This window comes from Vibrio sp. JC009 (assembly GCF_029016485.1).
GTDB lineage: Bacteria > Pseudomonadota > Gammaproteobacteria > Enterobacterales > Vibrionaceae > Vibrio.
In genome coordinates this window covers 3,243,668-3,264,840 of record NZ_CP092106.1, presented here as the reverse complement: position 1 = coordinate 3,264,840, position 21,173 = coordinate 3,243,668, and the positions used below count along the sequence as shown (strand labels likewise).

Genomic DNA, 21,173 nt, shown 5'->3' with positions numbered 1-21,173 from the left:
AGTGTAGTTAGATTGCTATAGGGGGCTGAAAAGCTAATCTGCGTTTCACGTGAAACATAAAAGCCCTCTCTTAGCTAAGAGGGCTTATTCAATAAACTTTAGCAAAGGTTGCTGTTATTCGTTTAGCGCGCAATAGGTGATGTAGCTTGTTTAAGCCAGTTATATACATCGCTTTCAACTAATGCACTTAGATCATTCCACACTTTCTGATGATACTCGTCAAGCCAGTTTATTTCGAGAGGGGTAAGCAAGCTAACTTCGATACAGCGTTTATCTATCGGGCAGCGAGTAAGGGACTCAAAACCTAGAACATTGAAATCGCCGTGAGTTTCTACTTCGACTACAATCTCAAGGTTTTCAATTCGAATACCGAACTCTTCCTCTCTGTAGTAACCAGGTTCATTAGACAAAACCATTCCAGGAAGAAGAGCAACAGAATTAGCTACTTTAGCTATGCGCTGAGGACCTTCATGCACATTCAGGAAGTGTCCGACACCATGGCCTGTGCCATGGTCAAAGTCAAAGCCATTAGCCCATAGATGCTGTCGTGCTAAAACGTCTAACTGATGTCCTGTTGTGCCGGTCGGGAACTTAGCATTTGCAAGGCTGATATGACCCTTAAGAACCAGGGTAAACTGATTCTTCATTTCCTGAGTTGGTGTGCCTATAGCGATGGTTCGGGTAATGTCTGTAGTACCGTCCGGATACTGGCCACCGGAATCAACAAGATACATGCTGCCCATCGATAGCTGAGTAGGTGAGGGTTGATTGATATGGTTGTAGTGACACATTGCGGCGTTAACACTAGCTGCTGAAATGGTGTCAAAACTTAAATCCACCAGGCTTGGGTCTTCCCGGCGGAAGGATTCAAGCTTTTCAGCCAACTCAGCTTCATCATGCAGCTTGTTCGAGCTGACCTCAGAATCTAACCAACTTAGAAACTTAGCCATTGCCACGCCATCGCGAATATGGCTTGCTTTCATTCCCTTAGCTTCAGTTGCATTTTTTTGTGCCTTCGGCAACAAACAAGGATCATCAGAATGGATTATCAGTGCATCTGCGTTTTCTAATTGACGGGAGAACCATGCATTGCTGTTGTTTGGATCTATAAGCACTGTTTTACCTGATAGGGATTGAATTTCAGAAATCAAACTATCAGGATGTTTAACATTAATCCCTGCTCCAACATGATTCTGGAACTCTGCCGGCAGACGGGTAGGGTCCAGGAAGAGAGTCATACTAGAGTCTGAATAGATTATGGCACTGGCCAGTATAACTGGAAGGCGTGATACATCCAGACCACGAATGTTTAGCAACCAGCAGATGGAATCAAGTTGAGTCAAGATCGCGGCATCAACGTTTTGTGCTGTCAACAAACCTGAGATTTCTTCTCTTTTGTTTTCGCTATTGCGGCCAACATAGTTGCTTTCCATCAGCATAATTTCTGATAGCTCAGCTTCCGGTCTGTCAGTCCAAAGTTGATCAATTGGGTTTGACTCTATTTCTGTGACAGACAATTTCCCTTCCAATGTCGCAATCAGAGAGTCAAACCAGCGCTTGGAGTGCAGTTTAGAATCTAAAGCAACCACAGATTGCTTATCAAGATTCTCTTTCAGCCACTCAGATACAGGCTGCTGGATAAGGTGGCAGTAATCAAAAATCTCAGAAGGAGCTTGCTTAGTTACCTGAACCGTATAACGGCCATCTACAAAAATTGCTGCTTTGTCCTGAGCGATTACAGCCGCACCCGCAGAGCCGGTGAAGCCAGTGGCCCATTGCAGCCTTTCGTTATGGGCAGGTAAATATTCGCCGAGAAACTCATCTTCATGGGGGATGATAATTGCGTCGAAGTTTTGTTCTTTAAGCCACGCTCTTATTGCGTCTACGCGGCTGGATATTGATTGAGTCATCTTGATGTCCTGTCGATAAAGTGGCTACCTGAGAGAAGCGTCTTTGTAAGAGGTAGCCGATGCTGTAAAAGCTATAGCTTTCTGGTTGAATAATCAAATCTTTGATTATCTTAGTTGACGGGTACCTTCACGGATAATGTTTATTAACCATTGCAAACCGGGGTCTGTTTTGCTGGTTGGCTTTAAGCCCATGTGCTGTCCGGATAAAAAGAGGGTCATTAAATTGCTCTCTTAATTTAGCCAGCGATTTGCTTACCGCTGACTGGCTTAGAGAGAGTCTTGAGGCAGCACGTGTAACGCTCAACTCTTCGCTAACTACTTTCAGAACCACCAGGAGGTTTATGTCTAAACGGGCTAACTTATCCAGCTTCATTGAAAATTCTCTATTGGAATATCTGAAATGAGTATAAGTGATTTCTGTTCATATCACTAACCATGTAGAATTGACGCGAATATAAATGATGGACTGTAACGAATTAGATTATGATTAACCCAAGTAAAATGCAGCTGACAATGCTAGTTCTTCTGGTGCTATTTAGCCCTTTAGCGATCGATATTTATCTTCCGGCTTTACCTGAAATCGCAGAAGTGTTTCACGTGAAACATACACAGGCACAGGATACGATCAGCTGGTTTCTGTTTGCTATGGGAGTAGGGCAGTTATTTGCGGGACCTCTTGCGGATAAGTATGGTCGTAAAAGCATCGCGGTGTCGGGAATAGTGATTTATGGAGTCGCGGCTTACCTGGCCAGTGTAGCAGCGAATATTGAGTGGATGCTCGCATCCAGATTGCTGCAGGGGGTGGGTGCCTGTGCAACATCTGTAGCTGCATTCGCTACTGTAAGAGATCTCTACGGAGAAAATAACAGTGGTAAGATGATCAGCTACCTGAATGGTGCTATCTGCTTTATTCCTGCTCTTGCACCGGTTCTGGGCAGTTATCTCACACAAGCGTTTGGCTGGCGCAGTAACTTTACCCTAATGGCACTGTTTGCTGTTGTCGTCTTAGGTATGGTATTGCCCCTGATGCGAGAAACAAACCCAAAGAGAGCCAGCGGTGCTGTTTTCAAACCTTCGAGATATCTGAGTGTACTGTCTTCAGGAACATTCCTCTTCCATGCGCTTCTTTGTATGTTGTCCATGGCGATTATCCTGGCTTATGTAAGCGCGGCACCAATGGTGCTAATGAGCGAAATGGGGCTGAGCATGAATCAATTTACCTTTTGGTTTGGTATCAATGCCTCGTTAAATATCATTGCTGCATTTTCTGCCCCTAAAATGATGGCCCGGAAGGGGACATTTTTCTGTCTGCAGTTTGGAATTGTCACCTTCGCTGTTGGTGCGGTACTTATGCTACTTATGAGTGAAGAAAAATCACCATTGGCATTTATGCTACCGATTTTCCTGTCATCAATTGGTTTTTCACTTGTGCTTGGTGCAGCAGCAGGTAAAGCGCTTGCTCCTTTTGCTGATAAAGCAGGAACAGCAGCAGCGCTTCTTGGTCTGTTTCAGATGAGCGGTTCTGGATTACTTGTGGGTTTAACACAGAGACTGGAATTGGAGCCAAGAATACATATCGCTATGCATATGATTATTGTGCTGCCTGCACTGCTAATTTTACTTAGTAATAAAGGAAGGCAATGGCATCAGGTATATAATGAGAGTTAAATAAAATAGCAGAAAATAAAACTATTATTATGTTTTCCAATTACAAGATCAGGTGTATATTTAGGCTTCTTATTATTTCCGAATACCCTCAAGATGCCCCCCTTATCTTGGGGTTACTTGGCGTACTTATTATTGAATCTTGGAATAAGTTTTATAATGTCACTGACTACTTATGAAATGGCTCGCGTACTCGAGCAACTGGAAGACTCTCCGGAAAAAGTAATGTTTGGCAAACTTCTTGCGGAACTGGGCAATCAGAGTGAAGAGCGTATTCGCAGTGCAGCTAAGCAAGTTCCTCTGCATATGCTGAGAGATATTGTTTATCAGTTCCAGCAAGTAATTGAATCACGTAAAGGTGAGCAAGTTCAGAGTCTGGCTCAGGAACTGGCAAAAGACGGAATTTCTGTCGAAGAGTTGCAGAAATATCTGGCTAATAAATAAAACATCCCGCTCATAATGCGGGATGTTTTTCTATATTAATTTCTAATATTGGTTTATTTAAATTTTTTCCTGATTAGTTGATCCAAGGAAAGGGAACCTGCGCCCCAAATAATGCTAATTGCCAGCATTAACCCCCATAGTTGATGATCATAAAATCCCTGTTCCCACAAAACAGGATATGAAATGACAGCAACAATATTAAACAGAAATAAAACAACTGTTGTAAGCCGGGTTAACAAACCCAGAGCAAGAAATACTGGCAGCGCTAGTTCGGTTGCTGTTGCCAGATAAGCGGCAAGTTCCCAGTGCAGCAGCGGCACCTGATATTCAAGTTGAAACAGATACAAGGTACTATCCCAGGCTGACAATTTATTTAAGCCAGATTGAAAAAATACCCATGCAACCCATAGTCTGAGGAAAAGCAGCAGGGCAGGTAATATGGCATTTTGAATTCTGATTACTGCGGACTCGTATTGCTCGATAGCATTTTTCAGTGTTTGAGACATAAAACTAACCCTCAATCTGATTTATAGTGAAGCCGGCGATCAGCGGGTACTGCAAAAGATTTGGCAACTGGCCGAGTAAGCGCTCGGGAATTGAGTTCAAGGAACCTTGCTGTTCAATACAGGACAAAAGAGTAAACTCAGCCTCTGTTAACGTTTGAACGAATAATTGTCCGGTCTGAGGATGACAGACAAAACCTTGTTCCTCTGAATATATGTCTATGCCGTCAAACCGGTTACCGACAATACCTTCACGTATTGAAAAGATGGCGAACTCAGAACAAAGCAGTATGACGCTTGGGTGCAATATCAGCCTTATATCTCCCTGCTGGTTTTCGTCAAGCTGGCTTAATTGCTCAAGCGGGAAAACCTCATTCGAGCAGGAATCATCCGAGGCTATTCGGTTACTGAAATCAATAGCATGCTCCAGGCGCGCAATATCGGCTAAGTAAGGCACGGTGTTGATAACGTTTCTGGCAGCAACAATTGTTTTTTCAAACCTATCACCGTAATTGGATACGCTGCCCTGGCTGAGCGGGTTAGAGAGCACATGTGAACGGGCAAGGCCAGCGAAGCATTGGTCACCAACCAGAGCTTTAACCAGGGGATAGGTTAACTCAAGAATTTCACTTAAGCTGACTACAAAGTTGTTGCGGTAAATCTGAATCCTACGGTCTGCTGAAAAATGATCTGATACTATTTCGCACCCTTCAGCACCTGTCTGGTAGAAAAGTGCCTGCGCAAAATTTTTCTGTATTTGAGCAAGGGAAATGGTCATGCAGCACCCCGGTAATCAGACTCAGGTTTTCTAAGAATTTCGCTCGCCTTCAATGCTTCATTTAGCAATACACTCGGCACAGGAATATCCAAATCCCACTCTATAAGTGCTCTTCTGGGACCATTTTCCGCTAACCAGTTGGCGAAAAGTGTCCACACAGAATCACTGACCGGCCGGCTATGAGTATCAATCCATATTTCTCCTTCCGGGAACTGTTTAACAGTGAACCCGGCCAGGTGTATTTCATCAACGCTGGAGGCATCGATATTCCGCAGATATTCCTGGCAACTGAAACCATGATTGAAGGCCGATACATAAATATTGTTAAAGTCCAGCAGAAGGCGGCATTCGGTTCTTTTCCGGACCTGGTTTAAAAACTCCCACTCAGGCATTGTTGAATGGTTAAACCTGAGATAACTGGAAGGGTTTTCAATCAGGATAGGGCGTTTCAGAAACTCCTGTACCTGAATGACATTGCGGCAAAAGACATCCAGAGCCTCTTCGGTATAGGGTAATGGCAGCAGGTCGTTAAAATAATGCCCGCCTTGTTCGCTCCAGCTTAGATGGTCTGAAACCAGCACAGGCTGAATTTCATCTATCAGGGCTTTGAGCTGTTTTAGGTGCTGGAGGTTTACTTTTGAAACAGATCCAAGGGAAAGGCCGATACCATGGCAACTAATATCGTAATTGCTTCGAATTACCCGGAGTTGCTCCCGCAGTACTGAGCGCGGCTGAAAGTAGTTTTCGCTATGAATTTCCAACCACTCCAGATGTTTTGGCTCGTTTAAAAAGTGGGGGATATGAGGGGTTCTAAGGCCAACCCCTACGTTTTTATGTAATGTTGTCATCAGCAGTTCGTTCCTTGAGTTGGGTTAGGTGAGAGAGCAATTGGACACCCATGATCCAACTGCTCTTTAAGCTAACTTAGCTGGAAGTTTTGCTTCCGCCAGCCAGGCGATCACACAGACCTTTAGGAATGACTATAAAGGCATCTTTCTGAAAATCTTCTTTTGAAGTGCCGGCACAGGAACTGCTTTTTGTTGCGCAGTCGTTTTTTCCGGCTTTAGCGACGCCGTAGCATTTTTCTTTCTCTCCCGCGACAGCATGCGTGGCGGTTAGTGTAGTTGCACCAAGTGCCAGAAGGCTTGAAACAGCAGCGGTAATAGCAATGTTTGACTTTTTCATCTTAGTTCCTCGATGTAATTTCCTTTATCTGAATATTCACAAGCAGACGGTGTTTTGTGTTGAGCATGTCTTTGGCTTGCTTGAAGATAAAGAGCCGCTGGGTATCGAAAATCTTTCAAAAAATTATCATTTACATTCGTATTTAAATTGGTAGAACGCTAAGTGATTGATTTCGATTAAAGGTGGTCTAAATTTTTTTCTCGGGAAATATCGCAGTAAAACAGCAAATATTTAGGTTATAATCACTTCTTATGTATAAATACACAGTGGCACTAACCGGACAATCTGATGGACGCTTCCTTATTACTTGATGGCTTAAATGACAAACAGCGCGAAGCCGTTGCTTCACCAACTGAAAACATACTGGTTTTGGCCGGAGCCGGAAGCGGCAAGACAAGAGTGCTGGTTCACCGCATTGCATGGCTGATGTCTGTGGAACAGGCTTCGCCGTTCTCTATCATGTCGGTAACCTTTACTAACAAAGCGGCGGCAGAGATGCGTGGTCGTATTGAAGAACTGATGATGGGAAGTGCCTCAGGAATGTGGAACGGGACTTTCCATGGTATCTGTCACCGTATTCTGAGAGCCCACTATCTGGATGCGAAACTTCCGGAAGATTTTCAGATTATTGATTCTGATGACCAGCAACGTCTGCTTCGCCGGTTAATCAAGGCTCAGAATTTAGATGAAAAACAGTGGCCGGCTAAGCAAGCTGCCTGGTGGATTAACGGTAAGAAAGATGAAGGACTCAGACCACATCATATCGATGCCTATAACGACCCGGTGACTCAGACCTGGCTGCAGGTTTATAAAGCTTATCAGGAAGCGTGTGACAGAGCGGGCCTGGTGGACTTTGCTGAAATCCTGCTAAGAGCACACGAGTTGCTCAGAGACAATAAGTTTATCAGAGAGCATTATCAGGCAAGATTTAAACACATTCTGGTGGATGAATTTCAGGATACCAACAACATTCAGTATGCCTGGCTTCGAATGATGGCCGGACGCGATTGTAATGTCATGATTGTTGGTGATGATGACCAGTCAATCTATGGCTGGCGAGGCGCGAAAATTGAAAACATTCACAGATTCACAGAAGAGTTTCCTTCGGTTTCCACGATCCGGCTGGAACAGAACTACCGCTCAACCAAGACAATTCTGAAAGCGGCCAACGAGCTTATCTCAAACAACAATGAGCGCATGGGTAAAGAGCTGTGGACTGACGGCAGCGAGGGCGAAAAGGTATCGGTTTACTCTGCCTATAATGAACTGGATGAAGCCAGATTTGCCGTTAATAAGATTAAGGAATGGCAGGATAAGGGTGGAGCACTGTCCGATACCTCTATGTTATACCGGAATAACGCCCAGTCCCGTGTGCTTGAAGAGGCCTTGATACAGGCAGGTCTGCCTTACCGGATTTACGGTGGTATGCGTTTCTTCGAACGTCAGGAAATTAAAGATGCTCTAAGCTACCTGAGACTTGTTGCCAACCGCAATGATGACGCCTCTTTTGAAAGGGTGGTTAATACACCGACCCGGGGTTTAGGGGACAAGACTCTGGAAACCATCCGCTTTGCTGCCAGAGACAGAGGCGCAACTATGTGGGAAGCCTGTGTTGCCTTGCTGGATGAGAAGGTACTGGCAGGCCGTGCAGCAGGAGCCCTGAGTCGCTTTATTGAGCTAATCAATGCCTTGGAAGATGACACTGCAGAGATGTCGCTGCACGAGCAGACCGACCATGTGATCAAAGCATCCGGTCTGTTTAGCATGTATCAGCAGGAAAAAGGCGAAAAGTCTAAAGCGCGAATTGAAAACCTTGAGGAGCTGGTAACAGCAACAAGGCAGTTCGAGAAGCCGGAAGAGGCAGAAGAGATGACGCTGCTTTCTGCTTTCCTTTCCCATGCCGCACTGGAAGCCGGTGAAGGACAGGCTGATGAGTTTGATGATGCTGTGCAGCTTATGACACTGCACAGTGCGAAAGGTCTGGAGTTCCCGCTGGTGTTTATGGTCGGTGTGGAAGAAGGTATGTTCCCGAGCCAGATGTCAGCGGAAGAAGCCGGACGTCTGGAAGAGGAGCGCAGACTTTGCTACGTAGGTATGACCCGTGCAATGGAGAAGCTGTATATCACCTATGCTGAAATGCGCAGGCTATATGGCCAGGACAAGTACCATAAACCGTCGCGTTTTATCCGTGAGCTTCCGGAGGAGTGTCTGGAAGAAGTCAGAATGAAGGCGCAGGTGAGCCGTCCGGCTTCCAGTGGCCGGTTCAGTCAGACAAGCGTGAAGCAGAACTTTAATGAGACCGGGTTTAATTTGGGCCAGAGAGTGAAGCACCCTAAGTTTGGTGAAGGTACCATCATTAACTTTGAGGGCAGTGGTCCCCAGAGCAGGGTACAGGTAGCCTTTAACGGTGAAGGTATTAAGTGGCTGGTGACTCAGTACGCCAAACTGGAAACCATGTAATCAGGATAAGAAAAGCCCCGATACTTGCGTATCGGGGCCGTAGTCTTACTCGCAGCTATCCGGCCACTAAAAATGCTCCATGCATCTAATCCATGATAGTGTACTGAATTCCGTCAGCTCAATCCTTTCATCGCTTTCCTAGCGGTGTCCTTGATCTTATCCTGATCTGCTAACAATCCTCGTTAGCGCACGTCACTTATTCCCTGAGCGGCGTTCCTTTACATCATCCTGATGTTCATTCCCTGCCTCTTCCTGAGGTGTCCTGATTCATCCTTAAAGTAAACTTCCTGTTTACTGATGCTTCCGTTCATTATCCGTTTTGCGTTCCGTGCTGGTTTCTCTTCCTGAGTAACCAAATCTTCTTCCTGAAGATAGCAATCCTTGGCTTTCCTGTTTCCTGTGTCTGCTCCCTGCTGACAACTTAACTATGACTTACAGAGCGCAAAGGAACAAGACAGGTTGAGGGAAAATAAACTGACCAATAAACGCTCAGATTTGAATAGTTCTTAAAAAACGTAGGGTTAGGTGGTCCTGGTATTAAAGGCTCAAGCAATAAAAAGACTTTAGCTTACGTTTTTGTAAGAGATCTCTTACAAAGTTATGGGGAGATATCTTCCGTAATTTAACCTGTTGTTTACATCGGAGTTTGCCTAATATTCACTCAATTAGTTATCTGCTGCATTTGTATGCATTAAAGCTGAATTTCCAGTCTTGCTTCATTTGTTTGTGCTATCTGATTTTACATTTGGTTAACTCGCGAACAGCTCTCTTTAAGAGGCAGAGACCAGCTTAGACTGTCTGGCGCGTTTTATTCCGTCAAAACTGAAAATAGCCAAAGCACACCAGATAAAAGCGAATGTAATGGCTTTATCCTGCGTTAAGGGTTCCTGATAAACGGTGACAGCAAGAATAAACATCAGGCTAGGGCCTATGTACTGGAAAAATCCAAGGGTAGAAAGCATCAGGCGTGTTGCCGCACCATTAAAGCAGAGTAATGGCGCGGTAGTGACGATGCCTGCTGACACCAAAAGCAGGTTCAGGGTAGTGGTGTTGCTGAACATATCTGAAGTCGCACTGTCAGCAAAAGCAAGCAGGTAGATCAGCGCACCGGGAAGAAGAGCCATGGTTTCAACAAAAAGTCCCACCTGAGCATTTAGGTTTACTTTCTTTCTTAAAAGCCCATAAAGCCCGAAGGAAACCGCTAAAGCGATAGCAACATAAGGGATAGAGCCAAAAGCAACGACCTGAATCATTACGCCTATAAAGGCCAGAGCCACGGCAACCCATTGTAGCTTTCTCAGCCTTTCGCCCAGAAACAGCATACCGAGCAGGACATTAAACAACGGGTTGATATAGTAGCCCAGGCTGGCATCCAGCATATGGTCGGCATTCACCGCCCAGATAAAGATAAGCCAGTTGACGCCAACAAGGAGCGAGGTTGCAACTAAAGCCAGCAGCTTCTTTTTCGCTTTAAATACGTCGGCAAACGCACTCCAGTTTCTAGTGAAGTGGATAAGCAGAGCCAGAACAAAGAAGGACCAGATAATCCGGTGGCAGAGTATCTCGAAGGGAGTTACTGCAGCCAGCGCTTTAAAGTAGATAGGTGCAATGCCCCACATGGTGTAAGCGCTGACGGCTAAAAATACACCCTGGCGGGATCTCGCTTGCTGTTCTTGTGTCATTGCATCTGTGCCTATAAGTATGATTTTATTCTGAAGTTGCAGAGTATAAGAGCTATAGCGCTGGCAGGCTATTAATTTGCAGTTTCATTAACGACCAATCCCCACTACAATGACGTTCCTTCGCTTCAACTAAGGCTAACGATGACATCAACTCTTCTGGCAGAACAACCTCTCCCGACGCTTGCAGACGCGCAAAAGGTGTTGTCTGATACTTTCGGCTACCAGGAGTTCAGGAAGGGACAGGAAGAGGTGATTGAGTCGGCTATCGGTAACCTGGACAGTCTGGTTATTATGCCGACCGGTGGTGGTAAGTCTCTCTGCTATCAGATCCCGGCGCTGCTTAAAGATGGCCTGACATTAGTGATTTCACCGTTAATCTCTTTGATGAAGGATCAGGTGGACCAGCTAAAAGCAAACGGCGTTGCTGCAGAATGCATTAACTCATCCATGCCAAGAGATGAGCTGATTTCGGTCTATAACCGGATGAACAGGGGAACGCTCAAGCTTGTCTATGTTTCTCCAGAAAGAGTGCTGAATTATGACTTTCTTGAAAGGCTGGAGTCTATTCAGCTATCAATGATAGCGGTAGACGAGGCGCACTGTATTTCACAGTGGGGACACGACTTCAGGCCGGAATATGCAGCGCTTGGTCAGTTGAAGCAGCAGTTTCCCTATGTTCCGGTTATGGCGCTGACTGCGACCGCTGACGATGCCACCAGAAAAGATATCGTCTCGCGCTTAGCGTTGAATGAGCCCCATATTTATCTGGGCAGTTTTGACCGTCCGAATATACGTTACAACCTGGTGGAGAAGCATAAGCCGGTCTCTCAGGTTATCCGTTTTCTGGCAACTCAGCAGAATCAGTGTGGCATTATCTACTGCGGCAGCCGTAAAAAGGTAGAGATGCTGACAGAGAAGCTTTGCAACAACCATATCAGAGCTGCGGGCTATCATGCCGGTATGGATACCGATGAACGGGCTTATGTTCAGGATGCCTTTCAGCGTGATGATCTGCAGGTTGTTGTGGCAACCGTTGCCTTCGGTATGGGCATCAATAAGCCTAACGTCCGTTTTGTGGTGCATTTTGATATTCCGAGAAATATCGAATCCTATTATCAGGAAACCGGAAGGGCGGGCCGGGATGGTCTGCCAGCTGAAGCTATGATGCTTTACGATCCGGCTGATATCTCCTGGTTGCGGCGAATGCTGGATGAAAAGCCGGAAGGCCCGCCGAAGCAGGTGGAAACTCATAAGTTAAATGCGATGACTGCTTTTGCGGAAGCTCAGACCTGCAGAAGGCAGGTGCTGCTGAACTATTTTGGCGAGTACCGTCATGAGCCGTGCGGTAACTGCGATATCTGCCTTGATCCTCCAAAGCACTTTGATGCCACTGAAGCGGCGCAAAAGGCGCTGTCCTGTGTCTACCGGGTTAATCAGGCCTTTGGTATGAACTATGTGGTTGAGGTGATGCGTGGTATGCAGAATATCCGTGTGCGCGAAAACGGCCACGATAAGCTTTCCACTTACGGTATCGGCAGAGAGCACAGCCATGATTACTGGATCAGTATCTTTCGTCAGCTGATACACAAAGGCCTGCTGTCTCAGAACATTACCCGCAATTCAACACTTCAGCTAACCGAGGAAGCAAGGCCGGTTCTGCGTGGGGAACGTGCTTTAGAGTTGGCGGTGCCAAGACTTGATACCGCAGCCAGAGCCGCTAAGTCGGATAAACTGGCAAACAAAAACTACGATAAGGTGCTGTTTGCCAAGCTGCGTAAGCTGCGTAAGACGATTGCGGATGAAAACGATGTACCGCCTTATGTTGTGTTCAGTGATGCAACCCTGATTGATATGGCGGAAGTTCTTCCTGCTTCTTACGGTGAAATGCTTGCGGTAAATGGAGTGGGGCAGGTTAAGCTTGAACGCTATGCGGATCCGTTTTTGGATCTGATTCAGGAGTACCTGGTCCATGGCTGATTTCGGGCTGGCTGAGTACAGTCAAAATGCGGGCAAGCTGATACTGATTACTCCGGACTTTGATTTTGACAGCTTTCCTGTCATAGGCGAGAGGTTGGTTTCACAGCTCTCTGCTAAGATTATTGAAAAGCAGACAGATGCAGATATCCATTCCTGGCTGATAGACTTTGAAGGTTGTCAGTTTATGCTTAAAGCAGAGCATTACAGCGAATCGGTCTGGCTGGAGGCGATGGATGTGAAGACCAGCAGGGAAGAGGTGGAATATCTTTCCCGGCTGTTTCAGGCAGGAATTTAGCGCGTCAAACGTTTGCGTTCCGGATCATGGTTGCGGCCTGATTTGATTAATGTATAATCGCCGCCCGCTCTGTTGAGCTTTGATTTTAACCGGAAGAGAAATCTTCAACTTGGGTTCCCTCAACCCCAAGCAAAACGAAAAAGGTACAAAATGAGTAACTTTACCCCTGCGCAAATGCGCAAAGCACTTTCTATCCTTGTTCTGTTTCACCTTGTGATTATTGCGTCCAGCAACTATCTGGTACAGATTCCTTTTACCATCTTTGGTATGCACACCACCTGGGGCGCATTTACATTCCCGTTTATCTTCCTGGCAACGGATCTGACTGTTCGTATCTTTGGTGCGAAACTGGCGAGAAAGATTATCTTCCTGGTAATGCTTCCGGCACTGGTGGCGTCCTATGTTCTTTCTGTTCTTTTTTATGAAGGCGCGTTTCAGGGCATCGGTGCGCTAGCTAGCTTTGATCTGTTTGTAGCACGAATCGCTATCGCCAGCTTTATGGCTTACCTGCTGGGACAGATTCTGGATGTGCATGTATTTAACCGTCTGCGACAGCTAAAACAGTGGTGGGTAGCACCTACCTGTTCAACCTTGTTTGGTAACGCGCTGGATACGCTGGCTTTCTTTGCTATCGCTTTCTATCAGAGCCCGGATGCCTTTATGGCAGAACACTGGACTGAGATTGCGCTGGTGGACTATGGCTTTAAGCTGGTAATTAGCCTGGGTCTGTTTGTGCCAATGTATGGTGTGGTGCTTAACTATCTGGTTAAGAAGCTAACTGCTGTGAATCCTGAGCTTACCGTTTCAGGTGTGAAAGTTTAATTCCGTTGATCGCAGAACTACTGGCAGGTATCGATAAGCAGACCTGCCAGTAGTTCTGCGGGAAAATTTCTTTATTAAATGGCCTGAATGCTCAACGGCCAGCCCATATCCGACTGCCTGTTAGCCTCTATTTCCAGTTCTGCATTGGTCAGAGGGTTCTTATCCAGCCACTGTCTTGGAATGCTCAGAGTCAGCTGTTCCTGCTCAGCTGTTAGCTGAAACTCCGGCAGAAGCTTTGAGTCTCTGCGGTGAGAAAGCAGTACCGCCAGTCTTAACAGTCTTAGTATCCGGCTGCTGCTCAGATCGGAAATAGCACGCTGACCGTGGATGTTGCTTAGCTGCTCACGGTATCTTCTGGCTAGTTCGGCAATCAGGTATTTCTGGGCGCGGGTGAATCCCGGCATATCCAGATTGTTCAAAAGGTAGGCGCTATGCTCACCGCCCTTTTTAAAATCGATGGAAAGGCCGATTTCGTGCAGTTTAGTGACTGATTCAAGCAGCATTGGTGCCTGGGGTTCTGGAATCCAGCCATCGCTTCCACACTGTTTGAAGAGAGTAAGTGCTAACTTAGAAACCTGTTCGGCATATTCGATATCTATCTGATAACGGGTCTGAACGCTTTTGATTGTTCTTGCCCGGATATCGTCCTGACGCATTTCAGCAATCATTTCGTATACCATGCCTTCACGCAGAGCTCCGCCTGCGAGAGTCATAGAATCGATTTCAAGAAGCTCAAAAACAGCAATCAGAATGGAAAGCCCACTTGGAAAAACCAGTGCCCGCTCAAGAGTCAGGCCTTCGATCTCCAGCTCTTCCAGATGATCGGCCAGCATGGCCTGTTTTTGCAGGCGCTTGAGTTTGGAGTGAGTGATTACTTCGTCCATACCCTGTGCCAGCATGATCTCCTGAAGCGCCTGTACGGTGCCGCTTGCGCCGACGCAGACATCCCAGCCGATAGCGGTATACTGCTGCAGAATCGGGGCCAGAGTTTCCTTGGCTTTTTCTATTGCCAGTTCAAAATTGCTTTTGGATAGCTGGCGGTCTTTAAAGTACTTCTCCAGCCAGGTTACACAGCCCATTTTAAGGCTGGTAAGCGCGCGGGCATCAAAGCCTTCACCGATCACCAGTTCTGTACTGGCTCCGCCAATATCAACAACCAGACGTTTGCCCAGTCCTCCGGAAGTATGGGCCACGCCTTTATAGATGGTGGCTGCCTCTTCTTCACCCGAGATGATATTGATGTTATGGCCCAGTATATGATTGGCTTTTGTCAGGAACTGATCCACATTGGTTGCGGTACGGAGCGTTGCCGTACCAACAATGCGGATGTTTTCCGTCGGAATATCCTGAAGCCTTTCTGCGAAAAGGCTCAGACAGTCCCAGCCTCGCTGCATGGCATCCAGACTTAATGAGTTGTTTTCATCAAGCCCGGCTGCCAGCCGTACTTTGCGCTTTATCTTAGCCAAAGTCTGAACGCTGCCATCTATATGACGCACAACGAGCATATGAAAGCTATTCGACCCGAGATCGATAGCAGCGTATAGAGGAGAGGATACTGCCTGGTTCATTCTATTCCTTTAGTCCTGAGCTTATTTTCTTGGCTGACGCGGTCTTGTATTGCGCTTGCCACGGTTACCGCCTTTGTACGACCCGCCAGTATTGGTACGTCGGTTCTGGCTGTTGCGTGAACGCATACGGATTGGAGCCGGAAGGTCCTCAATCAGAGCGCTTGGATCGTATTCAGATACAGGAATAGCGTGTTCAATGTATTCTTCGATAGCTGTCAGGTTAATTGCGTACTCTTCACAGGCAAAGCTGATAGAGTGGCCGCTGGCACCGGCACGACCGGTACGGCCGATACGGTGAACATAGTCTTCACAATCATCAGGCAGGTCATAGTTAAATACGTGCGTTACCTGAGGAATATGCAAGCCACGGGCAGCAACATCGGTTGCAACCAGAATATCGACTTCACCACGGGTGAACTGCTCGAGAATTTTCTCGCGCTTCTTCTGTGGTACATCACCGGTCAGAAGGCCAACTCGGTGTCCGTCTGCTGCCAGGTGGCCCCAGATGGAATCACACTTGAACTTAGTGTTGGCAAATACGATGGCTCTGTCAGGCCACTCTTCTTCAATAATGGTTTGCAGAAGCGACATTTTGTCTTCATTCGACGGGTAGAAAAGCTCTTCCTGAATGCGGTGACCGGTTTTACGCTCCGGTTCAACAACAACATGCTCAGGGTTGTGCATATGTTCAAAAGCCAGTTCTTGCACGCGGTATGACAGTGTTGCAGAGAACAGCATGTTCAGACGTTCTTTAGGTTCCGGCATTCTGCGGAACAGGAAGCGGATATCTTTAATAAAGCCAAGATCGAACATACGGTCAGCTTCATCAAGCACAACAGCCTGAATATTGTTCAGGTTGAAAACACGTTGCTTGTAGAAGTCGATGATCCGGCCTGTTGTGCCGATCAGGATATCCGTGCCTTTTTCAAGCTGAGCCAGCTGCTTATCGTAGCTTTCGCCACCGTAAGCCAGTGCGGCTTTCAGACCGGTTGACTCGATCAGACATTGCGCATCGTTGTAGATCTGGATTGCCAGCTCACGCGTCGGAGCCATAATAATGGCCCTTGGCTGTGTGCTTTTCTGGCCTTCAGGTGTCTCAGTTTTAAGTAAATGGTTAAAAGTAGCAGTAAGAAACGCTAAGGTTTTACCAGTACCCGTTTGGGCCTGGCCTGCAATATCTTGGCCGGTGAGCAGGACCGGCAACGCCAGGGCTTGGATTGGGGTACAGTATTCGAACCCTTTTTTCTCAAGACCTTCAATGACTTGCGGAAGTAAATCGAAGTCGGCGAATTTTTGCTCTGTGATATGCGTCTTTTTCATCACTATAGAATATCAGGTAAGGGTTGCATTACGGAAGTAATTCAAGTCCAATAGGGAATCTATTTTCTGGTTATCATCCAACCAGTAGCATAAATAATAATTGGAGTGGAAGATGAGTGATAAAATTTTGCAGCTGTCAGATGAAGCTTTTGAAGACGATGTAATCAAAGCTGCAGGCCCGGTATTAGTGGATTTTTGGGCAGAGTGGTGCGGTCCTTGTAAGATGATTGCTCCGATTCTGGATGAGATCGCTGAAGAATACGAAGGCAAACTCACTATCGGTAAACTAAATATCGACCAAAACGCAGGTACGCCACCTAAGTTTGGTATCCGTGGCATCCCAACGCTGCTTCTGTTTAAAGATGGCGGTGTAGCAGCAACTAAGGTTGGTGCTCTGTCTAAGTCTCAGTTAAAAGAATTCTTAGACGCGAACCTGTAATACGGGTAGTGCTTTGGAAAAGAGAAACCGTGCATATTAACAATTGCGCGGTTTTGTTTTTTACAAAGCTAGACTACAGTTATTTTTAGTGATAGTTTATCGCACGTTAAATAAACAAACGTTCATTTCTTGGTCGATCCTGTGACCAAAAAATCCTTAACTAACACAAACAGATCCTATTTTGACTACAAAAGCTAAAGTAACCACCACTATGAATCTGACTGAATTGAAGAACAAGCCTGTTTCTGAGCTTGTGAAACTTGGTGAAAGTCTTGGTCTAGAAAACCTTGCTCGTCTTAGAAAGCAAGATATCATTTTCTCTATCCTGAAAGCTCACGCGAAAAGCGGTGAAGACATTTTCGGCGATGGTGTCCTTGAAATCCTTCAGGATGGTTTTGGTTTCCTACGTAGTGCAGACAGCTCTTACCTTGCTGGACCTGATGATATCTACGTTTCTCCTAGCCAAATCCGCCGTTTTAACCTTCGTACTGGTGACTCTATTGCAGGCAAGATTCGTCCTCCTAAAGACGGCGAACGTTACTTTGCTCTGTTGAAAGTAAATACGGTAAATGACGACAAGCCTGACAATGCCCGTAATAAGATTCTGTTTGAGAACTTAACTCCTCTGCACGCAAACGAGCGTATGGTGATGGAGCGTGGTAATGGTTCAACAGAAGACATTACAGCACGTGTTCTTGACCTGGCTTCACCTATCGGTAAAGGTCAGCGTGGTCTGATTGTTGCTCCGCCAAAAGCGGGTAAGACAATGCTGCTGCAGAATATTGCACAGAGCATCGCACATAACCACCCTGAATGTGAGCTGATGGTACTTCTTATCGACGAACGTCCGGAAGAAGTTACTGAGATGCAGCGCCTGGTAAAAGGTGAAGTTGTAGCATCAACCTTCGATGAGCCGGCTTCCCGTCACGTACAGGTAGCTGAGATGGTTATCGAAAAAGCTAAGCGCCTTGTAGAGCATAAGAAAGATGTTGTTATCCTTCTTGACTCTATCACCCGTCTGGCTCGTGCATACAACACAGTGGTTCCTTCATCTGGTAAGGTTCTGACTGGTGGTGTGGATGCAAATGCTCTGCATCGTCCAAAGCGTTTCTTCGGTGCGGCACGTAACGTAGAAGAGGGCGGCAGCCTGACAATCATCGCAACGGCGCTGGTGGATACCGGTTCTAAGATGGATGAAGTTATCTACGAAGAATTTAAAGGTACAGGTAACATGGAACTGCACCTTAACCGTAAGATTGCAGAAAAACGTGTATTCCCTGCTATCGACTTCAACCGTTCTGGTACTCGTCGTGAAGAGCTGCTTACTAAGGCAGATGAGCTTCAGAAGATGTGGATCCTGCGTAAGATTGTTCATCCTATGGGTGAAATCGACGCGATGGAGTTCCTTATCGACAAGCTGGCAATGACTAAGACTAACGATGAGTTCTTTGATGCGATGCGCAGACAATAACTAATTGTTTTTCAAAAGTAGCTGAATAAGAAAACGCCACCCATACTAATAGGGTGGCGTTTTTTATTATGTGCATATCAGATATATGCCTGTCAGTTAGGGAGGACGGATATGGAACGTCGGCTACTGTCGTATATTTTTCTTATCTGCCTGAGTTGGAATGTTTTTGCCTCTGGTGTGGAGATGTCTCCGAATACCAGACAAATGTGGCTTCAGAATGAGGTTGTTCAGCAAAAGACTAAAGAGTTTTATAAATATGCTGACAAAGATAAGGTAGATACCATTATTTATGAGATGGAAACCTTAACCCAGCCAGAGCAGGAAGCTATACGCTTTTTACTTTTACAAAGTATGGAACAGCAGAAGATGCCTCTCACCGGTAAGTTGGCCGGATATATTGAGAGCCTGCTGAAAACCCCGCCTGTCTATCAGATGAATCATGTGGGTGATGGCTATGAATTTACAACGCCTGCCTTTGCCTATCCGGCTGTAGCAAACCGTCTGCTTAATGTCTGGAAACAGGACCAGAAGATTCTGCAGTTTGTGCTTGCCGCTGAAAGGGAAGAGCTGCATCTTGAAACCTGGCTGAATGATGGTACGGAAAAAGAACGTTTAGCTCGTGAACAACTTTTTATCGCTGAGCTGGACGGACTCTCACCCCCCGCGTTAAATCTGATCGTAGAACAAGTAGTAGATGCAGAAAACAGGCTGATTTTTTGGCTTCCTTCCAATCCTGTTATGGTTCGTCTTGCTCAGGTTAGTGAGGACCCACGGGTTTATAAATTGCTATGGCGTATGCGGGCGACCAGTGAAAGCCAGAAAGAGCTGTTCAGGTTGATGGATAAAGAAGATCCGGCTTCCGTCGATATCATTATTGATGCAACCAATAATCCTAAGCTTCAAATTGATGCAATACAGTACCTGGCTTCTTATCAACCAAGGTCCGGGGTAATTAAAGCCTTCTTTATTGATAAGCTTTCGTCAAAGAATCAGAGCGAAGTGGACTTTGTTGCCAATGAGCTGGTCAGGCAGGGTTATTCAGACTGGCTAAAAACCTTGCTGGAGACCAATGATGAAGTTAATAAGGCTGTGATCCAGAAAGCTCTGGAAGAGTAAGTTTTAAGCCCGAGAGGTTATTAATTTGTTATAATCCACGTAATAGTTAATAGCCAGCAGAAGGCCTATGAGTTTTAAGGATTTACGCGATTTCATTGACCATCTGGAAAAAGAAGGGCAGTTGAAACGCATTTCTCATCCGATTGATCCCAAACATGAAATGACGGAGATCAGTGACCGTACGCTTAGAGCCGGCGGTCCTGCTCTGCTGTTTGAAAACCCGGTGGGCAGTGATATTCCGGTATTAACCAACCTTTTTGGCACCACCGAACGGGTTGCCATGGGGATGGGGCGAGAGGATGTGTCAGAGCTAAGGGAAGTGGGGAAGCTACTTGCTTATCTGAAAGAGCCGGAGCCACCAAAAGGTTTTAAAGACGCTCTGGACAAAATCCCTGTATTTAAACAGGTTCTGAATATGCCCACTAAACGGCTTCGAAAGGCGCCGTGCCAGCAGGTTGTCTGGGAAGGTGACGATGTTGACCTGGATAAAATTCCGGTGATGAGTTGTTGGGCTGACGATGTGGCGCCACTTCTAACCTGGGGGCTGACTATTACCAAAGGCCCTAAGAAGAACCGCCAGAACCTGGGTATCTATCGCCAGCAAAAGCTGAGTAAAAATAAAATCATTATGCGCTGGCTGGCTCACCGGGGCGGAGCGCTGGATCTTCAGGACTGGATGGAAACCAATCCGGGGGAGCCATTTCCTGTATCCGTTGCCTTCGGCGCTGACCCGGCAACGATTTTAGGCGCGGTAACCCCGGTGCCGGATACGCTTTCTGAATATGCCTTTGCCGGTTTGCTGCGAGGCAGCAAGACAGAAGTGGTGAAATCAATAAGCAATGACTTAGATGTACCAGCCAGTGCCGAGATAGTTCTGGAAGGCTATATCGATCCAAATGAGTTTGCTGAAGAAGGGCCTTACGGTGATCATACCGGTTACTATAATGAAGTAGAGCAGCACAGGGTGTTCACTATTACTCATGTAACCATGCGGGAAAATCCGATCTATCACAGCACTTACACAGGCCGTCCGCCTGATGAGCCTGCGGTACTGGGTGTTGCTCTGAATGAAGTCTTTGTGCCTATCCTGCAAAAGCAGTTTCCTGAAATTGTGGACTTCTATCTGCCACCGGAAGGCTGTTCGTACCGAATGGCGGTTGTCACCATGAAAAAGCAGTATCCGGGGCATGCTAAGCGGGTCATGATGGGTGTGTGGTCATTCCTGCGCCAGTTTATGTATACCAAGTTTGTCATAGTTTGTGATGATGACGTAAATGCCCGTGACTGGAATGATGTCATCTGGGCGATTACAACCCGGATGGATCCGTCACGTGATACCGTGATGATAGATAACACGCCCATAGACTCTCTGGACTTTGCCTCTCCTGTAGTGGGTCTGGGCTCTAAGATGGGGCTGGATGCGACTAACAAATGGGAAGGTGAAACCCAAAGAGAATGGGGTAGACCCATTAAAAAAGATCCTGAGCTGGTGGCTAAGATAGATGCCATCTGGGATGAGCTGAATATAATGTAAGATG

Annotated in this window: 18 protein-coding genes and 1 pseudogene; 10 read left to right on the top strand and 9 right to left on the bottom strand. The window is 46.4% G+C overall.

The genetic code is table 11. The features are described 5' to 3' along the window. Nucleotides 1–122 precede the first annotated feature (122 nt). Nucleotides 123–1,910, bottom strand: a complete 1,788-nt coding sequence (locus L3Q72_RS14620) for an aminopeptidase P family protein (protein ID WP_275130627.1) — start codon at nucleotides 1,908–1,910, stop codon at nucleotides 123–125. A gap of 184 nt (nucleotides 1,911–2,094) precedes the next feature. Continuing rightward, nucleotides 2,095–2,283, bottom strand: a pseudogene (locus L3Q72_RS14615) (LysR family transcriptional regulator); the annotation flags it as partial. A gap of 110 nt (nucleotides 2,284–2,393) precedes the next feature. Between L3Q72_RS14615 and L3Q72_RS14610 the strand changes: the two are divergent. After that, entirely contained in the window at nucleotides 2,394–3,578 is a 1,185-nt protein-coding gene (locus L3Q72_RS14610; protein WP_275130626.1) for a multidrug effflux MFS transporter, read from the top strand. A 156-nt stretch (nucleotides 3,579–3,734) separates the two neighbouring features. Next, the gene (locus tag L3Q72_RS14605; protein ID WP_275130625.1) at nucleotides 3,735–4,019 is read left to right on the top strand and encodes a hypothetical protein; all 285 of its coding nucleotides are present in this window, start codon (nucleotides 3,735–3,737) and stop codon (nucleotides 4,017–4,019) included. 53 nt (nucleotides 4,020–4,072) lie between these two features. Here L3Q72_RS14605 and L3Q72_RS14600 read toward each other — a convergent pair whose 3' ends face one another. The 4 genes from L3Q72_RS14600 to L3Q72_RS14585 form a co-directional block, all read right to left on the bottom strand. Then, nucleotides 4,073–4,525, bottom strand: coding sequence for a DoxX family protein (locus L3Q72_RS14600; RefSeq protein WP_275130624.1), 453 nt, complete (start codon nucleotides 4,523–4,525; stop codon nucleotides 4,073–4,075). Between the two features lie 4 nt (nucleotides 4,526–4,529). Continuing rightward, nucleotides 4,530–5,300, bottom strand: a complete 771-nt coding sequence (locus tag L3Q72_RS14595) for a DNA-binding domain-containing protein (RefSeq protein WP_275130623.1) — start codon at nucleotides 5,298–5,300, stop codon at nucleotides 4,530–4,532. Beyond that, complete coding sequence (locus tag L3Q72_RS14590) at nucleotides 5,297–6,148, bottom strand: DUF692 domain-containing protein (protein ID WP_275130622.1); 852 nt, start codon at nucleotides 6,146–6,148, stop codon at nucleotides 5,297–5,299. The genes L3Q72_RS14595 and L3Q72_RS14590 overlap by 4 nt, the downstream gene beginning before the upstream one ends. Before the next feature lie 76 nt (nucleotides 6,149–6,224). Beyond that, entirely contained in the window at nucleotides 6,225–6,485 is a 261-nt protein-coding gene (locus tag L3Q72_RS14585; protein WP_275130621.1) for a DUF2282 domain-containing protein, read from the bottom strand. Nucleotides 6,486–6,770: 285 nt separating this feature from the next. Here L3Q72_RS14585 and uvrD point away from each other — a divergent pair, with 285 nt between their 5' ends. Next, nucleotides 6,771–8,945, top strand: coding sequence for a DNA helicase II (uvrD, locus tag L3Q72_RS14580; RefSeq protein ID WP_275132124.1), 2,175 nt, complete (start codon nucleotides 6,771–6,773; stop codon nucleotides 8,943–8,945). 770 nt (nucleotides 8,946–9,715) lie between these two features. On the opposite strand, the gene rarD is transcribed toward uvrD, so the two are convergent. Beyond that, nucleotides 9,716–10,627, bottom strand: a complete 912-nt coding sequence (gene rarD / locus L3Q72_RS14575; protein WP_275130620.1) for an EamA family transporter RarD — start codon at nucleotides 10,625–10,627, stop codon at nucleotides 9,716–9,718. Nucleotides 10,628–10,768: 141 nt separating this feature from the next. Here rarD and recQ point away from each other — a divergent pair, with 141 nt between their 5' ends. The 3 genes from recQ to L3Q72_RS14560 all read left to right on the top strand — a co-directional run bounded on the left by recQ (nucleotide 10,769) and on the right by L3Q72_RS14560 (nucleotide 13,721). Continuing rightward, nucleotides 10,769–12,604 carry an ATP-dependent DNA helicase RecQ gene (recQ, locus tag L3Q72_RS14570; protein WP_275130619.1) on the top strand — a complete coding sequence of 612 codons (1,836 nt, stop codon included), beginning with the start codon at nucleotides 10,769–10,771 and terminating at the stop codon, nucleotides 12,602–12,604. Continuing rightward, nucleotides 12,597–12,899, top strand: a complete 303-nt coding sequence (locus tag L3Q72_RS14565) for a DUF3630 family protein (protein WP_275130618.1) — start codon at nucleotides 12,597–12,599, stop codon at nucleotides 12,897–12,899. Before recQ ends, L3Q72_RS14565 begins: the two co-directional genes overlap by 8 nt. Before the next feature lie 150 nt (nucleotides 12,900–13,049). Further along, nucleotides 13,050–13,721, top strand: a complete 672-nt coding sequence (locus L3Q72_RS14560; protein WP_275130617.1) for a 7-cyano-7-deazaguanine/7-aminomethyl-7-deazaguanine transporter — start codon at nucleotides 13,050–13,052, stop codon at nucleotides 13,719–13,721. A gap of 74 nt (nucleotides 13,722–13,795) precedes the next feature. On the opposite strand, the gene gppA is transcribed toward L3Q72_RS14560, so the two are convergent. Further along, on the bottom strand, nucleotides 13,796–15,289 hold the full coding sequence (gene gppA / locus L3Q72_RS14555) for a guanosine-5'-triphosphate,3'-diphosphate diphosphatase (protein ID WP_275130616.1): 1,494 nt from the start codon (nucleotides 15,287–15,289) through the stop codon (nucleotides 13,796–13,798). A gap of 21 nt (nucleotides 15,290–15,310) precedes the next feature. Continuing rightward, the gene (rhlB, locus tag L3Q72_RS14550; protein ID WP_275130615.1) at nucleotides 15,311–16,609 is read right to left on the bottom strand and encodes an ATP-dependent RNA helicase RhlB; all 1,299 of its coding nucleotides are present in this window, start codon (nucleotides 16,607–16,609) and stop codon (nucleotides 15,311–15,313) included. Nucleotides 16,610–16,721: 112 nt separating this feature from the next. On the opposite strand from rhlB, the gene trxA reads away from it, so the two are divergent. The 4 genes from trxA to ubiD all read left to right on the top strand — a co-directional run bounded on the left by trxA (nucleotide 16,722) and on the right by ubiD (nucleotide 21,169). After that, nucleotides 16,722–17,048, top strand: a complete 327-nt coding sequence (gene trxA, locus L3Q72_RS14545; protein WP_275130614.1) for a thioredoxin TrxA — start codon at nucleotides 16,722–16,724, stop codon at nucleotides 17,046–17,048. A gap of 211 nt (nucleotides 17,049–17,259) precedes the next feature. Then, a complete protein-coding gene (gene rho / locus L3Q72_RS14540) occupies nucleotides 17,260–18,519 on the top strand; it encodes a transcription termination factor Rho (RefSeq protein WP_275132123.1) in 1,260 nt (419 codons plus the stop codon). Between the two features lie 111 nt (nucleotides 18,520–18,630). Beyond that, nucleotides 18,631–19,635: a hypothetical protein gene (locus tag L3Q72_RS14535; protein ID WP_275130613.1), complete on the top strand. Its 1,005-nt coding sequence runs from the start codon at nucleotides 18,631–18,633 to the stop codon at nucleotides 19,633–19,635. 67 nt (nucleotides 19,636–19,702) lie between these two features. Next, nucleotides 19,703–21,169, top strand: a complete 1,467-nt coding sequence (gene ubiD / locus L3Q72_RS14530; protein WP_275130612.1) for a 4-hydroxy-3-polyprenylbenzoate decarboxylase — start codon at nucleotides 19,703–19,705, stop codon at nucleotides 21,167–21,169. Nucleotides 21,170–21,173 lie beyond the last annotated feature (4 nt).